The sequence below is a fragment of the Endozoicomonas sp. NE40 genome (assembly GCF_040549045.1).
Classification (GTDB): Bacteria; Pseudomonadota; Gammaproteobacteria; order Pseudomonadales; family Endozoicomonadaceae; genus Endozoicomonas_A; species Endozoicomonas_A lisbonensis.
Window position 1 is genome coordinate 1414739 of sequence record NZ_JBEWTB010000002.1, and the last position, 16419, is coordinate 1431157.

General features: G+C 49.5%; 15 protein-coding genes and 1 riboswitch. Of the genes, 5 read left to right on the top strand and 10 right to left on the bottom strand.

Annotation, left to right across the window (positions count from 1 at the left end):
• Window positions 1–3: 3 nt before the first annotated feature.
• Window positions 4–216 carry a helix-turn-helix domain-containing protein gene (locus tag V5J35_RS07285; protein WP_354010616.1) on the bottom strand — a complete coding sequence of 71 codons (213 nt, stop codon included), beginning with the start codon at window positions 214–216 and terminating at the stop codon, window positions 4–6.
• 198 nt (window positions 217–414) lie between these two features.
• Window positions 415–1470, bottom strand: a complete 1056-nt coding sequence (locus V5J35_RS07290) for a PDDEXK nuclease domain-containing protein (RefSeq protein ID WP_354010617.1) — start codon at window positions 1468–1470, stop codon at window positions 415–417.
• 364 nt (window positions 1471–1834) lie between these two features.
• Here V5J35_RS07290 and V5J35_RS07295 point away from each other — a divergent pair, with 364 nt between their 5' ends.
• From V5J35_RS07295 to hldE, 3 genes are all read left to right on the top strand, one after another.
• Window positions 1835–2785, top strand: coding sequence for an ABC transporter permease (locus V5J35_RS07295; protein ID WP_354016302.1), 951 nt, complete (start codon window positions 1835–1837; stop codon window positions 2783–2785).
• Window positions 2786–2837: 52 nt separating this feature from the next.
• Complete coding sequence (locus V5J35_RS07300) at window positions 2838–3650, top strand: ATP-binding cassette domain-containing protein (RefSeq protein ID WP_354016303.1); 813 nt, start codon at window positions 2838–2840, stop codon at window positions 3648–3650.
• A 111-nt stretch (window positions 3651–3761) separates the two neighbouring features.
• A complete protein-coding gene (hldE, locus tag V5J35_RS07305; protein WP_354010619.1) occupies window positions 3762–5207 on the top strand; it encodes a bifunctional D-glycero-beta-D-manno-heptose-7-phosphate kinase/D-glycero-beta-D-manno-heptose 1-phosphate adenylyltransferase HldE in 1446 nt (481 codons plus the stop codon).
• A gap of 83 nt (window positions 5208–5290) precedes the next feature.
• Here hldE and V5J35_RS07310 read toward each other — a convergent pair whose 3' ends face one another.
• The 3 genes from V5J35_RS07310 to V5J35_RS07320 form a co-directional block, all read right to left on the bottom strand.
• Window positions 5291–6928, bottom strand: a complete 1638-nt coding sequence (locus tag V5J35_RS07310) for a hypothetical protein (RefSeq protein WP_354010620.1) — start codon at window positions 6926–6928, stop codon at window positions 5291–5293.
• 266 nt (window positions 6929–7194) lie between these two features.
• Window positions 7195–8001, bottom strand: a complete 807-nt coding sequence (locus V5J35_RS07315) for an aldo/keto reductase (protein WP_354010621.1) — start codon at window positions 7999–8001, stop codon at window positions 7195–7197.
• A complete protein-coding gene (locus tag V5J35_RS07320) occupies window positions 7994–9232 on the bottom strand; it encodes an NAD(P)/FAD-dependent oxidoreductase (RefSeq protein ID WP_354010622.1) in 1239 nt (412 codons plus the stop codon). Before V5J35_RS07320 ends, V5J35_RS07315 begins: the two co-directional genes overlap by 8 nt.
• 143 nt (window positions 9233–9375) lie before the next feature.
• On the opposite strand from V5J35_RS07320, the gene V5J35_RS07325 reads away from it, so the two are divergent.
• Window positions 9376–10113, top strand: a complete 738-nt coding sequence (locus V5J35_RS07325) for a YccT family protein (protein WP_354010623.1) — start codon at window positions 9376–9378, stop codon at window positions 10111–10113.
• 27 nt (window positions 10114–10140) lie between these two features.
• Complete coding sequence (gene rsuA, locus V5J35_RS07330) at window positions 10141–10833, top strand: 16S rRNA pseudouridine(516) synthase RsuA (RefSeq protein ID WP_354010624.1); 693 nt, start codon at window positions 10141–10143, stop codon at window positions 10831–10833.
• A gap of 8 nt (window positions 10834–10841) precedes the next feature.
• On the opposite strand, the gene V5J35_RS07335 is transcribed toward rsuA, so the two are convergent.
• From V5J35_RS07335 to V5J35_RS07355, 5 genes are all read right to left on the bottom strand, one after another.
• Window positions 10842–11786: a CNNM domain-containing protein gene (locus tag V5J35_RS07335; protein WP_354010625.1), complete on the bottom strand. Its 945-nt coding sequence runs from the start codon at window positions 11784–11786 to the stop codon at window positions 10842–10844.
• A gap of 105 nt (window positions 11787–11891) precedes the next feature.
• On the bottom strand, window positions 11892–12464 hold the full coding sequence (locus V5J35_RS07340; protein WP_354010626.1) for an ATP:cob(I)alamin adenosyltransferase: 573 nt from the start codon (window positions 12462–12464) through the stop codon (window positions 11892–11894).
• 84 nt (window positions 12465–12548) lie between these two features.
• Entirely contained in the window at window positions 12549–14414 is a 1866-nt protein-coding gene (locus tag V5J35_RS07345) for a TonB-dependent receptor domain-containing protein (RefSeq protein ID WP_354010627.1), read from the bottom strand.
• Window positions 14415–15338, bottom strand: coding sequence for a cobalamin-binding protein (locus tag V5J35_RS07350; protein WP_354010628.1), 924 nt, complete (start codon window positions 15336–15338; stop codon window positions 14415–14417).
• A gap of 192 nt (window positions 15339–15530) precedes the next feature.
• A riboswitch (cobalamin riboswitch) is annotated at window positions 15531–15727 on the bottom strand.
• Window positions 15728–15784: 57 nt separating this feature from the next.
• Window positions 15785–16372: a cob(I)yrinic acid a,c-diamide adenosyltransferase gene (locus V5J35_RS07355; RefSeq protein WP_354010629.1), complete on the bottom strand. Its 588-nt coding sequence runs from the start codon at window positions 16370–16372 to the stop codon at window positions 15785–15787.
• Window positions 16373–16419 lie beyond the last annotated feature (47 nt).

Genomic DNA, 16419 nt, shown 5'->3' on the forward strand with positions numbered 1-16419 from the left:
ACCCTAAATCAAATCAGACACATTTATGCCAAGACCGTGAGCCAGTTTTTTTAAAACTTTTAAAGACGGGTCCTGTTTTCCTCGTTCCAAACAACTGATGTAAACCCTGCTTAGGCCAGTCCTCTCAGCCAAAACTTCTTGAGAAAAACCATTCTCTTTTCTATGGCTTCGAAGTTTGGCTCCAAAAATTTTTTTGGGATCAACTAGCTGCTCCATCACCTAACCCTGCATAAGCCTTTAGTCATCAACGTTTGAATAGAAATGCATCCTAATGCTTCGGGTACTATTGTTCTATAAGTGATAATTTACATTTTTTAAAAATCTTGATTAAGTTTTAGTTACTATGGAAACAACTCCTACAAGATTGCGTAACCGCATAATGGCTTCCATTCACAGCAAAAACACGGAGCCGGATTATTCGTCTCCCTTCTCTTTTTCCAGCCACACTAAACGCTCATGCTGCAACTGTTCCTGCAACTCCTGCTCGCTGGGCAGATATGTTAAATATTTGGAGGCAAACAGCTGTTTACTGCCGGTCAACACCGAATATTTAGCCACCGCTTCGCTTTTCTCACTGCACAAGATCAAACCAACGGTTGGATTATCATCATCACCTTTGCGGTGCTGGTCATAAATGCGAACATACGTATCCATCTGCCCCACATCCTGATGACTGAGTTTGCCAATTTTCAAATCGATCAGTAGAAAACATTTGAGTTTGAAGTGGTAGAACACAAGATCAATATAAAAGTCCTGATCTTCCGTACTGATCCGCTGCTGTCGCTCTACAAAGGCAAAACCCCTACCCAATTCCAGTAAAAAAGTTTGCAAATTGCTAATCAGAGCCTGCTCCAGCTTACTTTCCTGAACTGGGCCACAAGGCAGATTTAGGAAGTCGAGAATATAGGGGTCACGCAAATAATCCTGAGGCCTGTCAGCCAGAGCAGATGTTTTCTCTGAGGCTTCATTCAGAACAGGTCTGATATTTTGCTTATTATGCCGGGTAGTCAGCAAGCGTTCGTAGTAGAGTTTGCTCACCTGCCGCTCCAATGCCCTGGCACTCCAGTTCTGATCTATGGCTTCCTGCATATACCATTCCCTGGCCTTTGGGTTGTCGATACGAATCAGGCGGCGATAGTGTGTCCAGCTCAATTCGCGGCGCACTGCGTCTCGTTTTGGAAACGTCTGATAAAACTGACGCATTCGACGTAAATTAGTCACATCAAATCCTTTTCCGAACTCTTTGGTGAGTTGCCGTGACAGGGTTTTGAGCTGCTGCTTGCCGTATTCCGAGCGTTCTTTACCCTGCTGCTCTTCCTTAACGATCAACCGCCCCACCTGCCAGTAGGCCTGTACCATTGTGCTATTGACGGTCTGTTGAAGATGTTGCCGTGCCTGACTTAATACGCCACGGATGGCTTGGAGCAGTTCCGGGCTATCCGTTTTGCGTGAAGGTGGTTGATCAGTCATGGGATACCTGTTGTCTGGCGCTGTTGCCTGTTCTTCCGCTGCGATGAACCGTTGCATTTTTTGCAATGGTTAAGAAATCCTCAGGTGTTGAACCCTACGGAAAAACTGAAGAGTGGTGTCACTCATTTTCTGCTTTTTCCGCTCAGAAGAACTGCATAATAAGGTTATCGGGGAGTTTATCTCAAGCAGGTGGTAACGACCTTTTTGAAACACGACCCGTTATCAGGATGCCCAATACCCATCCCCATTGCACATTTGTGCTAATATTCCCGGCTTGCCGCTTTTTCATAGTCTTGACTCGGTTTGCATTGAGCAATGCTGTGACTTCATCCACAATAGCGAACACTTTAACTGATTGATTTTAATGGCCATGTCAGAACCAGCCAAGGCCAGTGGCCTGCAGATTTATCTGCGGCTACTGGCCTATGTAAAGCCCTATACCGGCTTCTTTGTTATCAGCCTGCTCGGCTACGCCCTGTTTGCATTAAGCCAGCCTGCCTTTGCCCGGCTGTTGGAATACTTTGTAGAAGCCCTGGAAGGCAGCCATGCCACCATCAGCAAAGACCTGGGTGGCTTTATTCCCGTTGAAGTGTTTGCTTCTGCGGTACTGATACCAGTCGTTATGACCGTTATTGCTATTTTGCGTGGCATTGGCTCTTTTATGGGTAACTACTACCTCGCAAAGGTGGGTATGAATATCGTTCATGACCTCCGCTGCCTGATGTTCAACCACATGGTGCAACTGCCTAATGAATATTTCGACAACAACAACTCCGGTCATCTTATAGCCCGTATCACCTACAACGTCAGCATGGTGACCACCGCCGCTACCGACGCCATCAAGGTGGTGGTTCGTGAAGGCCTGACCGTGGTTTTCCTGATCCTGTACCTGCTGATGACTAACTGGCAGCTGACGCTGGTGTTCTTCGCTGTTGGCCCATTGATTGCGCTGGTTGTTACGACAGCCAGCAAACGTTTCCGCAAACTGAGTTCCAAAATTCAGGATTCGATGGGTGACCTGACCCATGTCAGCTCTGAAACCATTAATGGCTACAGAGTCGTGCGGGGCTTTGGTGGTGAAGACTACGAAAGCGATCGTTTTAGTGGAGCCAGTACCAAAAATACCCGACAAAGCCTGAAAATGACCAAGGCTTCAGCTATTCACACCCCAACCCTGCAACTGCTGGTTAATTCCGCCCTTGCGATCCTGTTCTTTCTGGTACTCTGGCTGAAGGGTGATGCAACCACTGCCTCTCTGGTCAGTTTTGTGACCGCAGCTGCCCCTGCTCCCAAAACCTATTCGTCAGCTCAGTGAAGTCAATGCCAATATACAAAGGGGTATTGCCGCTGCAGAAAGTATCTTTAAAATGGCGGATGAAACGCCTGAGCCTGACCATGGTTCCTTCACCTCTGAGAAAGTCGAAGGTCGTCTGGAATTCAAAAACGTCACCTTCCAGTATCCAAATGCAGACCGTCCTGCACTGGACAATATCAGCTTTGCCGTAGAACCCGGTCAGACCATAGCCCTGGTGGGCCGTTCCGGTTCGGGCAAAACCACTCTGGCTAATCTGGTACCCCGCTTTTACAATCATGGACAGGGGCAGATTCTGCTGGACGGCACCGATGTCGAAGACTTTACCCTGAGAAACCTGCGTAGTCATATCGCCCTGGTCGACCAGAATGTCACCCTGTTTAACGACACGGTCAGCCGGAACATCGCCTATGGTTTGCTGGATAAAACCAGTGAAGCCGACATTAAAGCGGCTGCCGATGCAGCTTATGCCAGCGAGTTTGTGGCCAACATGACAGAAGGCTTTGACACTCTGGTTGGTGAAGACGGTGTACTGCTCTCCGGTGGTCAGCGTCAGCGGCTGGCAATTGCCAGGGCAATTTTAAAAGACGCCCCGGTTCTTATTCTCGATGAAGCGACCTCGGCGCTGGATACTGAATCCGAACGCCATATACAGGCAGCACTGGAAGAGGTGATGAAAGGACGAACCACGCTGGTCATTGCCCACCGGCTGTCCACCATTGAAAATGCCGACCGGATTCTGGTGATGGATAAGGGCCAGATTATCGAAACCGGCAACCATGCCGAATTGCTGGCCAAAGGTGGACACTACGCCAAACTGCACAAACTGCAGTTTAAGGAAGATCAGGAAGCCCTGCTGGAACTGTAATAACAGACGCCAGCCTGATACTGTTTTAACCCTGTTCGATGTGAGGGCTGGTCAATACGACCAGCACCTCGCCTTCCACAGGAAGGCAAAAATGAAAGTGGAATACACTGAATGAAATTGACTCTGCCCCGTTTCGACCAGGCCCGGGTCCTGGTGGTTGGCGACGTAATGCTGGACCGCTACTGGCATGGTGCGACTTCACGAATCTCTCCGGAAGCCCCGGTACCGGTTGTTCGTATTGGTCAGGTGGAAGACCGTCCGGGTGGCGCCGGTAACGTTGCCCTGAACATTGCCTCACTGGGCGCGCCTGCATGGCTGATTGCAGCAACCGGTGACGACGAAGCGGCTGACGCTCTGCAAACCCGACTTGAAGCAGCAGGGGTTTTCTGCGACTTTGCCCGTATGTCGGATGCCCCGACCATCACCAAACTGCGTGTTATCAGCCAGCACCAGCAGCTGATTCGCCTGGATCATGAAGAAGCGTTTCACAGCCTGAGTAGCGATATTCTGGAAGAGAAAACCGCAGCCCTGCTGGACAACATGGGTGCAGTGGTACTGTCTGACTACAACAAAGGCACACTGCAAAACCACCAGCAGCTGATTCGCACAGCTCGCGCCCGCAATATTCCGGTTCTGGTGGACCCTAAAGGTACCGACTTTGAGCGCTATCGCGGAGCCACCGTGATCACGCCAAACCTGCATGAATTTGAAACCGTTGTCGGTCACTGCAAAGACGAACAGGAGCTGGTCGACAAAGGCCAGAAGCTGATGCAGGAACTGGAGCTGGAAGCCCTGCTGATTACCCGCAGTGAACACGGCATGACCCTGATCTGCAAAGACCGTCAGGAAGTTCACCTGCCTGCACGAGCCCGGGAAGTGTTCGATGTGACCGGTGCAGGCGACACTGTTATTTCTACTCTGGCAGCAGCGCTGGCAGCGGGTTCTGAACTGCCCCAGGCTGCGGCCATTGCCAACATTGCGGCAGGCATTGTGGTGGGCAAACTGGGTACGGCCACCATCAGCATGCCCGAGCTGCGCCGTGAAGTGAACCGTGAGCTGGGCGCAGAGCGTGGTGTTGTTACGACTGACCAGTTGATTATCGCCATTGAAGATGCCCGCGCCCACGGTGAAAAAATCGTCTTTACTAATGGTTGTTTCGATATCATCCATGCCGGGCATGTGGGTTATCTGGAACAGGCACGCAAGCAGGGTGATCGTCTGGTACTGGCCATCAACAGTGATGACTCTGTTAAGCGTCTGAAAGGCGAAGGTCGCCCCATTAATACCGAAGATCGTCGTATGGCGGTGCTGGCAGGTCTGGAAGCGGTAGACTGGGTCGTCAGCTTCAATGAAGACACTCCGGAAAACCTGTTGCGTATGGTCAAGCCTGATGTACTGGTAAAAGGTGGAGACTACAGCATTGACGAAGTGGTCGGCGCAGACATCGTTTACGAATACGGCGGTGATGTAAAAGTGCTGGCGTTTCTGGATAACTGTTCAACGACAGCTATCGTTGAAAAAATCCGTACGGATCAGTCAGTAGAAGAAACAGCATAAGTGCATAGCGGGAAGATGATTAATCTTCCCGCTTATTTCAAAAGCACTAACCATTTGAACCGTTGAAACGGCACCCTGTGCCACTACTCTGACATAAAACTGGTCTCTCTGGTCAGGGGGCAGGCGCAATCCTCATTCTCTTCATCCATTCCCTGGTCACTGTTACCCCGTACTTCTAAAGGCGTATCTCCCGGAACTGCGGTATCATCAGGAATACGACCCAATTCCGGAGCAGGTGGAAAGTATTGACTCAATGGGGCTGAAGTCACCGCCAGCGCACTGGCATGCTGTTGAACGGATATGGATACGGGGCTCCAGCGCATCACTGAGGTCAGAAAGCTGGTTGCTCCATCCAGACCCGGAACCTGTTGAAGAGTATCTGTTTCCTGACATTCATCGGTGATATAGCTCACCAACATAAAGTTGACACGCGTTCTGTCCGCTTCGTCCTCAATGTTGATAAATCTGAATTCAAGATTCAAACCCGATGTATCAATGTGTCTCCTGATCGCTTGAATGTCTCTTATGACAGCCTCTAATCGCTGGATCAAATACTCCATGTAAAACTCACCACTAGAGGGTGTCATCAAAACAGAAGTAATCCGAAAGTATCGGATTGAGCGCCAGCTTTGCCTGTCGTGATGGAAATTTCGGTGTACAGTTGTCAGGTTATCATTGTACAGGCGCTCAATGGTTCTCCAATACTCTGCGGACAACGTACTGGAATACTCGCGGGGTGGCCATTGTTGCCCCCATGTGGCCTTGTTCGGTTCAATATCCCCGGAAATGTTTTCAAAACTCTGGTTTATTATTTGCCGCGCAAAAAGAGATACTGTGCGGGCATCGTAAGACCTTCTATGACTTTCACGTAGAGAGTCATTCAGAGCTATATAAACCGCTCGGGAATAACCAACCTGAAAGACCAGACAGTTGCAGCCATCCCAGCTTGCCTCTAAAAATCGAGTAAGCAGGATTTGCAGCCTGTCCGTTCTGTAAGAGCTACTTCCCGAAAGCGCCTGGCTGCCGGGGGCAAACAGGCCTGATAACACAAGAGTTAGCATATTTTCTACAGGCCGCCTTATGCTTTGGGACTGATGTCGCCAGCCACTGATAACACCCTCTTCTACCAGGCTGTCTGCCAGAGAACTGGCGTTGTCCATTGTTGAGCCGTCAGCCTCTGAATGGCTTGTGATAAAGTGAACGTACAGATCAGACTGATTGCCTTCGTTCACATAATTTACCCCGGAAATTTCCTGAATGCCGGAGCGGGCCAGCTTCCCTTCAATCATTTGCAGTGCAGGAAGCACTGTTCTTGCCAACTCCACACCAGGGTTGATCCTGTACACATCATTATTATCGGGTGGACAGTCTGCTCCTGTCGATTCATCTGGGTTGTGAAGCAGAGTACTCATCTCCGGACCGCCAAGAATATTGAATACAAATTGTCCCAGCGTATCCGCTTCCTGAACGTGTTCTACCGTGTATCTTCCAGCCCGCATCACAGTGAATGAGCCAAACGACAAAAAAGTGGAATGCTGTTGTAGCCAGCCAGTATTGAGGCGAACTTCCCTCCCTCCCACAAAAGCATTGGTTTTTATGTAAAAGAGAACAGTTTCTCCGGAAGTATTCTTATAGGAAATTTTGTAAAAAAACGCATAAAGAGAACTTGAAATCACGCAGGGCAGGATAAGCCAGATCAGACAGTAAATTGCTTTTTTCATTTTTCCTGAGCGCAACATCAGAACTGAGCCCTCGAAAAAATTATTGTTTAAATCAGTTGGAATAGTGGTTGAAAAATTAAAACAGTGAAATCATTTTAATTTTAAGCCCGAAAGTTAATGGTCTGTTTTTTTTGATCTGTCATTCAGGAGATCTTTCGGTAGCAGGAGTTATAATAGTTGAAATTTCCGGAGACTATCAGAAATTTTAATCTGATAGTCTCCGGAACGAGTATTCAGCGATTCACGGCTTTAATACTTTAAAAACCTTAAACTCTGTTTCTCAACACTCTGGCACAGGTTTCAACATTTTCCCGAAGGTGTTTTGGATTAATCGTTCCGATAATCGCAGAAGCCACCGCCGGATGACCAAACACCAGCTCCATGCTTTTCTCAACCGGGTCTTCACCTTCCAGGCAGGCATGCCCACTGGCTAGTGCCTTTTTGATCAGAATGCCTTTGTCGTGTTTTGCGGCGTAGTCCAGAACCGGTTTTTCAGCCTGTTCATTAAGGTTATAAGTCACCATGGCCATATCGGATTGCTCCAGTGCCAGAATGCCGCCGTCTATTGTTTTGGTGGACATACCAGTGGCGCGAATCAGACCTTCTTTCTTCAGGTCTGCCAGCACTTCCAGACAGCCATACTGCTGAATAATATTGACATCATCGCCACTGGAATGAACCAGCACCATATCAATGTAATCCGTCTTTAATCGTTTAAGACTGCGCTCAATACTGAAGCGAATGTGTTCCGGTGAAAAGTCAAAACGGGATTCACCCTCAACAAACTCTTCACCCACCTTGCTGCAAATTACCCAGTCCTGACGCTGGCCTTTCAGCAATTTACCCAGTCGTTCCTCACTGGTGCCGTAGGCTGGCGCAGTATCCAGCAAATTAATGCCCAGGGACCGGGCCAGAGCCAGCAAATCGCTGGCCGCCTGATCGTCAGGAATCTTAAACCCCTGCGGGTATTTCACCTGCTGGTCACGTCCCAGTTTGACGGTGCCAAAACCAACAGGCGACACCGCAATGTCAGTACCGGCCACTGGCCGGGTTGATAACAGGGGTTCAGTCAAAATGCTTGCTCCAGAACTGTTCACAGACTTGAGGGTGCTTCAGATTGTCTGGCAGTGCAAATGACTCATTGTCTGAAGGTTGAATACCGTCTGCATCAAGAAGATGACCGACTTCGTCCGCAAGGTTCGGAGCCAGCGCCAGTTTGGTAGGCCAGGTCACAATGCCATTGCCCACCGACTGACAAAAAGCAGCGTCCGGACGCAGCAGTTTGCTCTGTTTGGGTTCGGCACGGTTAACCCGCAGGGTCGACCACTGAGCATTGTCGAAGTTTACCCAGGGCAGGATGGCCGCCAGTTCCCGACGGGCAACACGAATCTGTTCTTCCGACGTACGCTCCACACCGTCCTCTGCAATCTCTCCGCCCAGATACCAGACCCACTGACCATCTTCTGTCGGGTGGCTGGTTACGGTCATCCGGGGTACAGTTTTGACACCCAGGCAGTGGGCATAGAGAGGATCGGGATGAGCGTGCTTCACCATCACCATGTGTAGCGGACGCAGTTGCATTTCAGGTTCGCTGATGCCCCAGCGCCCCATCAGGGTGCGTGCGCCTTCTCCGGCAGTCAGCACAAATTTGCGGGCATGGATACGATAGGTCACATTACCCTGAGTATGTTCAATAAAGGCAATTTCACCATTATCCGTCACAAGACGCGAATCGCCACTGTCGGGAGTCCAGTCAACCTTCAGGGTGCGGGACTCCAACCCTTTGACCAGGCTTTTTACTACCGTCTGGATATCCAGAACAATTTCGTTCAGCTCATAAACCTTGCCGCGAAAACTGTCGTTACGGAAAATCGCTGGCAGGTTTTCACGATCTTTGACCTGATTCACACGTCCGCGCAGCGCCTTGCTGGCAAAGAATGATGTCATGCGCGATGCAATATCACCCGGAGACCACAGGTAGTGGTATTCAGACAACACCCGGGCATCGCTCAGGTCAACATCCCCCTGGCCTGCCAGGGCATCGCGCCAGCGCTGCGGCATACCGGCAATACACTCCGCTGCCTTGGTCAGATTGCCAGACAGAGTGTACTTGGTTCCACCATGAACAATGCCCTGAGACTTGATCGTCTGCCCGCCCCCCAGGGTTTCATCTTCCAGCAGCAGTGCCTTGTACCCCTGTTTATTCAGGGTATTAAACAGCCAGAGTCCGGCGATACCGCCACCGATGACTACAACATCTGTGTTAATCCCGGTCACGTTATCTGTTTCTACGGTTTGGTTCATAAGTCTGATTAGTTACTGTTAAGTGCGGCAAGTATAAGTAGTTAGCATCAAGAATTCACGCCCTGAAAGCCTTCTGCGGAGACATTCACGCTTGCTTTTGCAGCATCTCTGCGGCATTTTGTGCCTTCCCCGGATGTTCACTTATGAAGGTAGTTACCATGCGCGTTACTATGAGAGCCGCCAGCACATTGCAAGCTCTGTTGTTCTCGTTTTTTACCCTGACACTGATAAGCTCTCCTGCCCTTGCCGAGATAAAAAGCACTCTCAAACTACCTGTCAAAGCAGAACTGCTGGTGCTTGATGGCAAAGCTGCCAAAGACCTTGACCTGAACAGAGGTGAGCCCATCAAGCTGACCAGAAAGCGTCATCAGGTAGTCTTTGAACTGAAAGAAACCCTCGGCTCTGGCAATAATGTCGAACAGTTCACTTCCAGACCTTTTGTGATCAGTTTTCACCCGCTGGATGGTCATCAGTATGTGATTGAAGCACCACGACTGATTAACAGACGACAGGCTGACGCCATCAACCGTAACCCTGGCAGCAAGATCACTGTGGTGAACGAAAAGGAGGAAGAAGTTTCCTTTGAGATTGCCACACTGCCTTCCCGAGGTATTCAGATTGGTCGCAACTACGCTGCCGATGTTCGCAGATTTAACCTGTCCGAGAATGAAGCCGCCTTCCCGGAGCTGGCTGGCGTTCAGGTGGCCGAGTCTTCCCACGGCTTTGCCAATGCACAGCAGGACACGACCATTTATTCCGGTGCGGCAAATAATACTCCGGAAGAGAACGTGACCGCTGAGCGCATGCTGAAATACTGGTTCAAAGAAGCTGACAGCGCCACGCGCCAAAGCTTTCTGGACTGGGCTGCAAAGCAGAAGTAATCACTCTATATCTTGTTGATATGAACCATGCGTCTCGATAAATATTTGTGTGAAAGCACTGAACTCAGCCGCGCAGAAGCCAAACGCCTGCTGCGTGGCGGCGAGGTCACCTGCAACGGCAAGGTGATCAAAACCGGCAGCTTTAAAGTACCGGAAGGGGCAGAGGTTCGAATTGAAGGCAATCTGTTGTCTTTACGCGGCCTTCGCTACATCATGCTGAACAAGCCGGTTGATTTCATCAGCTCTACAGCAGACGACGATTACCCTTCCGTCCTGAACTTGCTGGACATTGATAAAGTCAGCACCCTGCACATTGCCGGTCGACTGGATGTGGATACCACCGGTCTGTTGCTGATCACTGACGATGGACAGTGGTCGCATAAGCTGATGTCGCCTAAAAAAGTATGCGGTAAGCGTTATCGCGTCGAATTAGCCGATGCCATTCAGGACGATGCCGTTGAAGCCTTTGCCAGAGGCATTGAGCTGCGCAGTGAAAAAACCGTCACCAGACCGGCAAAGCTGGAAATACTCTCACCCACCGAAGTGTTGCTCACCATTACTGAAGGTAAGTACCACCAGGTTAAACGAATGTTTGCTGCGATGGGTAACAAAGTGGTGGGTCTGCACCGGGAACAGGTCGGTCTGATAGAGCTGGACGACTCACTGGCTCCCGGTGAGTGGCGCTATTTGACCGATGCCGAAATCGACTCGGTCGAATAACGCTGCATTCAGGCACTCTGGAGAATAGCCCGATAGATCTGCTTGGCAGTCACCATTCGGGTCTTCTCCGGGTCGGTTCCACGCAGCAGCGCAACGGATGAACGGGTTTCATGCAGGGTCTGCATAGCTTCCAGCAGCGTGGCATCAGGCTCCAGCCAGGCGACCTGTCTGGCCAGCTCGCCTACCTTTTTGTCGTAATGCCCACGTATCAGACTGCTGGTTAAGTGTCGGTAGAGAACAACGCCTGTCGTTTTACCATTGTCTACCACCAGGTAACGCTTATAAGGCTGGTCCAGAACCCGCTCCTGAACATTCCCCAGGGTTGCCTCGGCTTTAAGGCAAACCGTTGGCCCCGTATCTTCCAGAAAATTGTTCAGTGTCGTGCGGTTAGAGGTCAGTGCCTGCTCCAGCATCTTGCGTTCATCTCTGGCAATAATGCCAGTCTTGCCGTAGTGCCGAATAATGCCTTTCAACTCGTCAAGGGTGGGCTTTCTCTTGTCTTCAATGCCAAACAGCCGTGTCCACACCAGGGTAAAGCGAATAACCGGCCGTAACAGGAAGGCCACAACGCGGACAAAAGGTGCCGTGTAGTCCAGTATCTGATCGGCAACCTGTACGGCATACAGTTTGGGAAGAATCTTTGCAAATACCAGCATGCAGTAAGTCAGCAGTACAGTAAAAATTGCTAAACCAAGGTCGTTAAACTGGCGGGCAGCAATCGCACCAATAACAGAACTGCCGGCAATGCTGATTAAAGTAATCAGCACCACCATAGACGACAAATGTCTGTCTTTCTGCCGAATAACGTACTTTATATCGTCCCGGTTTTTCGGGTTGTTTCTCAGAATGGTCGCCAGTCTCAATTCATCAACATAAATAATGGCAGATTCAATCACAGACAAGGCAGCGGTCAGCAAAACAATCAAAGCGGCAACAACTACTACAAGAAGCATCCTTGCTCCTCCTCAGCATTCATTCAGGTAAGGTCTTCAGAACTTTTAAATATCGGCGTCTCCCGTATTTTTTTAGCCCTTTATAGTAAACATACGTGCAAAATTTCAGTTTGTCTTGGCTTTTACAGGCTTTGGCGGCTTGAGGTTGTAACTTTTGCTGGTATAAGCCGGTTCAACAATGCCCAGCCGACCATTAATCACAACCGTCAGACGGAAGAACAGATTACAAAGCATATTGGCAAAACGATGCAGTTCGTCAGGCACATCAATACCTTCTGCATCGACAGCCACCAGCGCCCGTACAGTTTTCTTGCACTGGGAACGGCAGGCATGGATCAGCTGAACCGCACGCCCGCCACGAGGCAGAACAAAACCTTTAAGTCGCCCTTCAATTTCTGTCTGATAGCGATCAAAGTGCTCTCTCAGCCACTGGATTTGTTCTTCAAATATCGCCTGTTTCCCACGAATCGAACCATTCAGGTTAAATATTTTCGGCTGAAGTTCATCCAGAAACCGGTAAATATCGGCAAACCGCTCATCATCTTCCAGCTCTGAAATAACACCGCCCAGTGTGGCGCACAACTCATCGGTAATGATCTCGTAGTCGCACAGGGCGGACTGTTCATAGATAAACGGGTAACAGAGTTCCCGGATGTCTTTGGATTTTTTGAGAGACATAGAAGCAACCTTTGTGAAACCAAACTAAAGAGTGTGAAAGTGTTCCCTCGTACAACGAGGGAACAGTCAGGCAATCAAAGTGATTTAAATCTCTGGAGACCAGATAAATGTGACAAACATGCCCCTGGGCTCTCCACGGTAACCTAAAGCAGTGGAGTAATCTTTATCCATTAAGTTGGTCAATTTAATCTCTGCTTTTAGCTCTTTAGAGACCTGCATCCCAGCTCTTAAATCCACAGTAGCAAACCCTGAAAGGCGATTAACCGTTCCAGCGAAGTCATTATATTCATAAGAATGCCCCTGAGCCCGGAGTGTGGAGCCCAGGCTATATTTACCAAACTGTTTGTCAGCGTTAACATTAAACAGCTGCTTTGCTCGTCGATCCAAAGTTCTTTTTGCCTTAAGGTCTTCAGGATCAACAAAGGTCAGATTTGAATTAATCAACCAACCTTGCCATTCTGTGACATAAACAAATTCGACACCTCGAATACGAGCTTTATCAACATTATCCATCCGTCCGAAGCTACCAAGATCATTATTCCATACCAGCAAATCATCAATTTCATTTTGATAAATTGAAACCGACCAGTTAGTTGTATGATTGACCTTGCCTTTAAGCTCTACCTCAAAATTTTCCGATGACTCAGGCTTCAGGTTGGGTGCTTCAGCACCCGGATAGTACAAATCCAAAAAGGTAGGAGCCCTGAACGCTGTTCCATAGGACGTGATCAAGCGATGGTTACTTGAAAGATCAACACCCCAGGCAATGTTGCCTGTTGTGTTGTAACCATAAACTTCATTCTTGTCCCGTCGTAAGCCCAGCTGTAAATCACTTCCATCAAAGGTCGTGTGGTTTTGGGCAAAGACACCGACATTGTATCTGGAGTCCACTGCATAATTGGAACTGCTATCCATATGCTCTTTGGAATAATCGATACCCGCCGTCAAAAGCTGATTGTCTGACCAGCCAATATCATTCAGCCAGCTGCCAGTATATCGCTTGGATTTACCATAACTGGTCACAACTGGCTTAGGATTGCCACCCTCTTCAAAGCGTTTGATATTTTCATAGCTATAGCCAAGATTGAACGCTGCGCTCCAGTCTTCAAGAATATTAGCATTCGCAAAGGTGCTGATATTTGTCAGTTCAAAGTCACTGTATGGCTTGGTATTCGTATTACCCCAAGCTGAGTTATGGTCGTACTCTGACTTGCCCTGAAAATGAGAAACCGATGCTCCTGCTTCGAAAGCATCGTTAAACACCCGAGAAACACTGGCTGCTATGGATTTATTTCGATATCCATCGTCATCACCATCCCGTCCTAAAGTAGAATCCGTATGGTCGTAGCCTGCGGTTTCAAAAAATTTACCACTGATATCAAAGCGGGTTCCATCAACTTCCCCACCATAATTCAAACCCAATTCGCTGGTACCACGACTACCTGCCCCGGCTTTAACCTGAAAACGGGGCTTGCCTGTACCTTTACGAGTAAAAATTTGAATAACACCACCCACCGCATCCGCCCCATAGAGGCTGGAACGGGGACCTCGCACAATCTCAATGCGTTCAATCTGGTCAGGGTCAATGTATTCCAGCGGGGCTTCATTACCGTTTGGAGAGTTAAACCGGTGACCATCAATCAAAACCAGTGTTTGAGCGGTTCGGGTGCCTCGTAACATTACGCCTGCTTTACTACCCGGCCCACCATTCGTCGCTATCTGCAAACCCGGTGTGCGTTGCAGGAGTTCAGTCACTGAACTCGCCTGACTCCTCTCAATCTCCTCCCGGGTAATCACCGTCACCGGTGCCAGCGCCTGATCCACCGTCTGAGCGGTACGCGAAGCAGTGACAACCACATCATCCAGACGATACACATCGTCGGCTGCTAGCGAAGCATTAACAAAACCCGCAACAGCAACCCCAACGGCTGCCTGTAATTTATACGACATTCAGTGTTTTCCTTGTGCAGTGCGCTTTTTAGCAGCTCTGACATTATCGAGTTGTTGGCAGAGAACTTCGGCACCTTTCAGGGCTCTGGGGGTTGGTCGGGCGATCAGGTCGCCGGGAATCGTAAACAGAAAACCATTTTTGACCGCGCTGATCTGCGAATACGGCTTCCAGCGGCGGTTAATATCATGGCTTTTCTGCACAATTTCCGAGCTGACGATAGCATCGGGATTTTTTGCCAGCACCGCTTCAATGCTCACCTTGGGAACTCTGGGGCGAGCACCGGCAAAAACATTCACACCACCACACAGCTCAATGGACTGACTGATAATCTGCCTACCATTGACCGTCATCAACGGGTTATCCCAGATTTCAAAAAACACAGTGACAGGCTCTGCCTGACTGAACTGTTTTCTGATCGATTCATAGTGCTGCCAGAAGGCATCGGCACTCTTTTCAGCCACCGCTTCTGTCCCCATGATTTTCCCCATGCGTCGTATAACCGATGCAATGCCAGCAAAATCAACAGGATCAGCATAGAAAACATTCAGCCCGATTCTTTCCAGCTGTGTCGACAACCGTGAATCATTCCCTCCTGACCAGATCACCACCAGATCAGGCTTCTTTGCCAGAATCGCCTCAGCACTGGTGTTGGGATATCCCCCCACTTTAGGCAGAGCTTTTACAGCTTCGGGATAATTACTGTGATCATCAACGGCTATCACTTTTTCGCCACCACCAGCGGCATACACCAGCTCAGTGACACCCGGAGCCAGAGAGATAATGCGCTGTATGGGTTTAGCCGCGCACACCTGTCGATTCAGGTCATCCTGAGCACAGCGGGGCGACTTTGGCGAAGAGACCTGGTCGGTAAAACCCGTGGCAGAAAGAAGAGATAAAGTCAGAAAGAAAGCAATGCGTTTCATGACATCCCTGAGGTTAATCGAAGTTCTCAGGGCGGCAGGCAGCCGTCAGACCAGTACGATCCGACAGAGAAGCAGATGTGTATTTAACAAATGCCTCTGGAGAGGAAATCCACAGATTTTCTCAACCGCCAGGTAACCCGCCCGGTGTTTATAAACGGTAAACACGTCATTCATCAGTGTTGTTCCTCGTTTACTGGTTGTTTTGCAAAGGCAGGTTTCCTGGCTTCGGAGTCATAAAGTCTGGCTACCTTCCCAAACACAATGTTCAGTGGTGTATCACCAGACTCTCGTCCGTCACAGTTGCGGGTACAGCCGGGTTTAAAACCCAGTTCCCTGAAAGCCTTCCGGCTCTCCGTGCGCATAAGTAAATCTCAACCAAGTATGCGCAAAACCCTTACAAGGGCGCACATCATAACGGAACTATCGTTTTGATGCACTGGGAAATTTTACAGCTTTTTCTTTGCCGAAGCTTGCCATAACACTTCGCCTTCATCCTTTCTGGCACAGTGGCGCGACAGCACATACATAACATCTGACAAACGATTCAGATAGGTAAGAAGCGGCGCATTGATCTCCACACCAGACTCCTGAAGTCGTACGACAGACCGTTCTGCACGCCGGGCAACGGTTCGAACCATATGACAATGACAGGCCGTTGTTCCGCCTCCGGGCAGGGTAAAATTGGTCAGCGGCGGTAAGGGGGCATTCAGTTCATCGATCAGATCTTCCAGGTCTTTGGTGTGCTCTTCCTGAATCAGCTGATAGCCGGGCATCGCCAGTTCGCCACCCACATCAAACAGACTGTGCTGTATCTGCTCAATCCGCGATAACTGATCCGCTGTTACATCGCCGCCGGCTCTTAAGCTGTTTAACAACATCCCCATCCAGCTGTTCAGTTCATCCACTGTACCTATCGCTTCAAACCGTGCGTCACTTTTGGACAACACCTGTCCATCGCCCAGCCTGCTGGTGCCTTTGTCGCCGGTGCGGGTATAAATCCGGGTTAAGCGGTAACCCTGTTTTTTTTCAGTCATTGATAAGCCCCATCAGTAGCCTGTCAGATGAAATCATATTTTCTGGT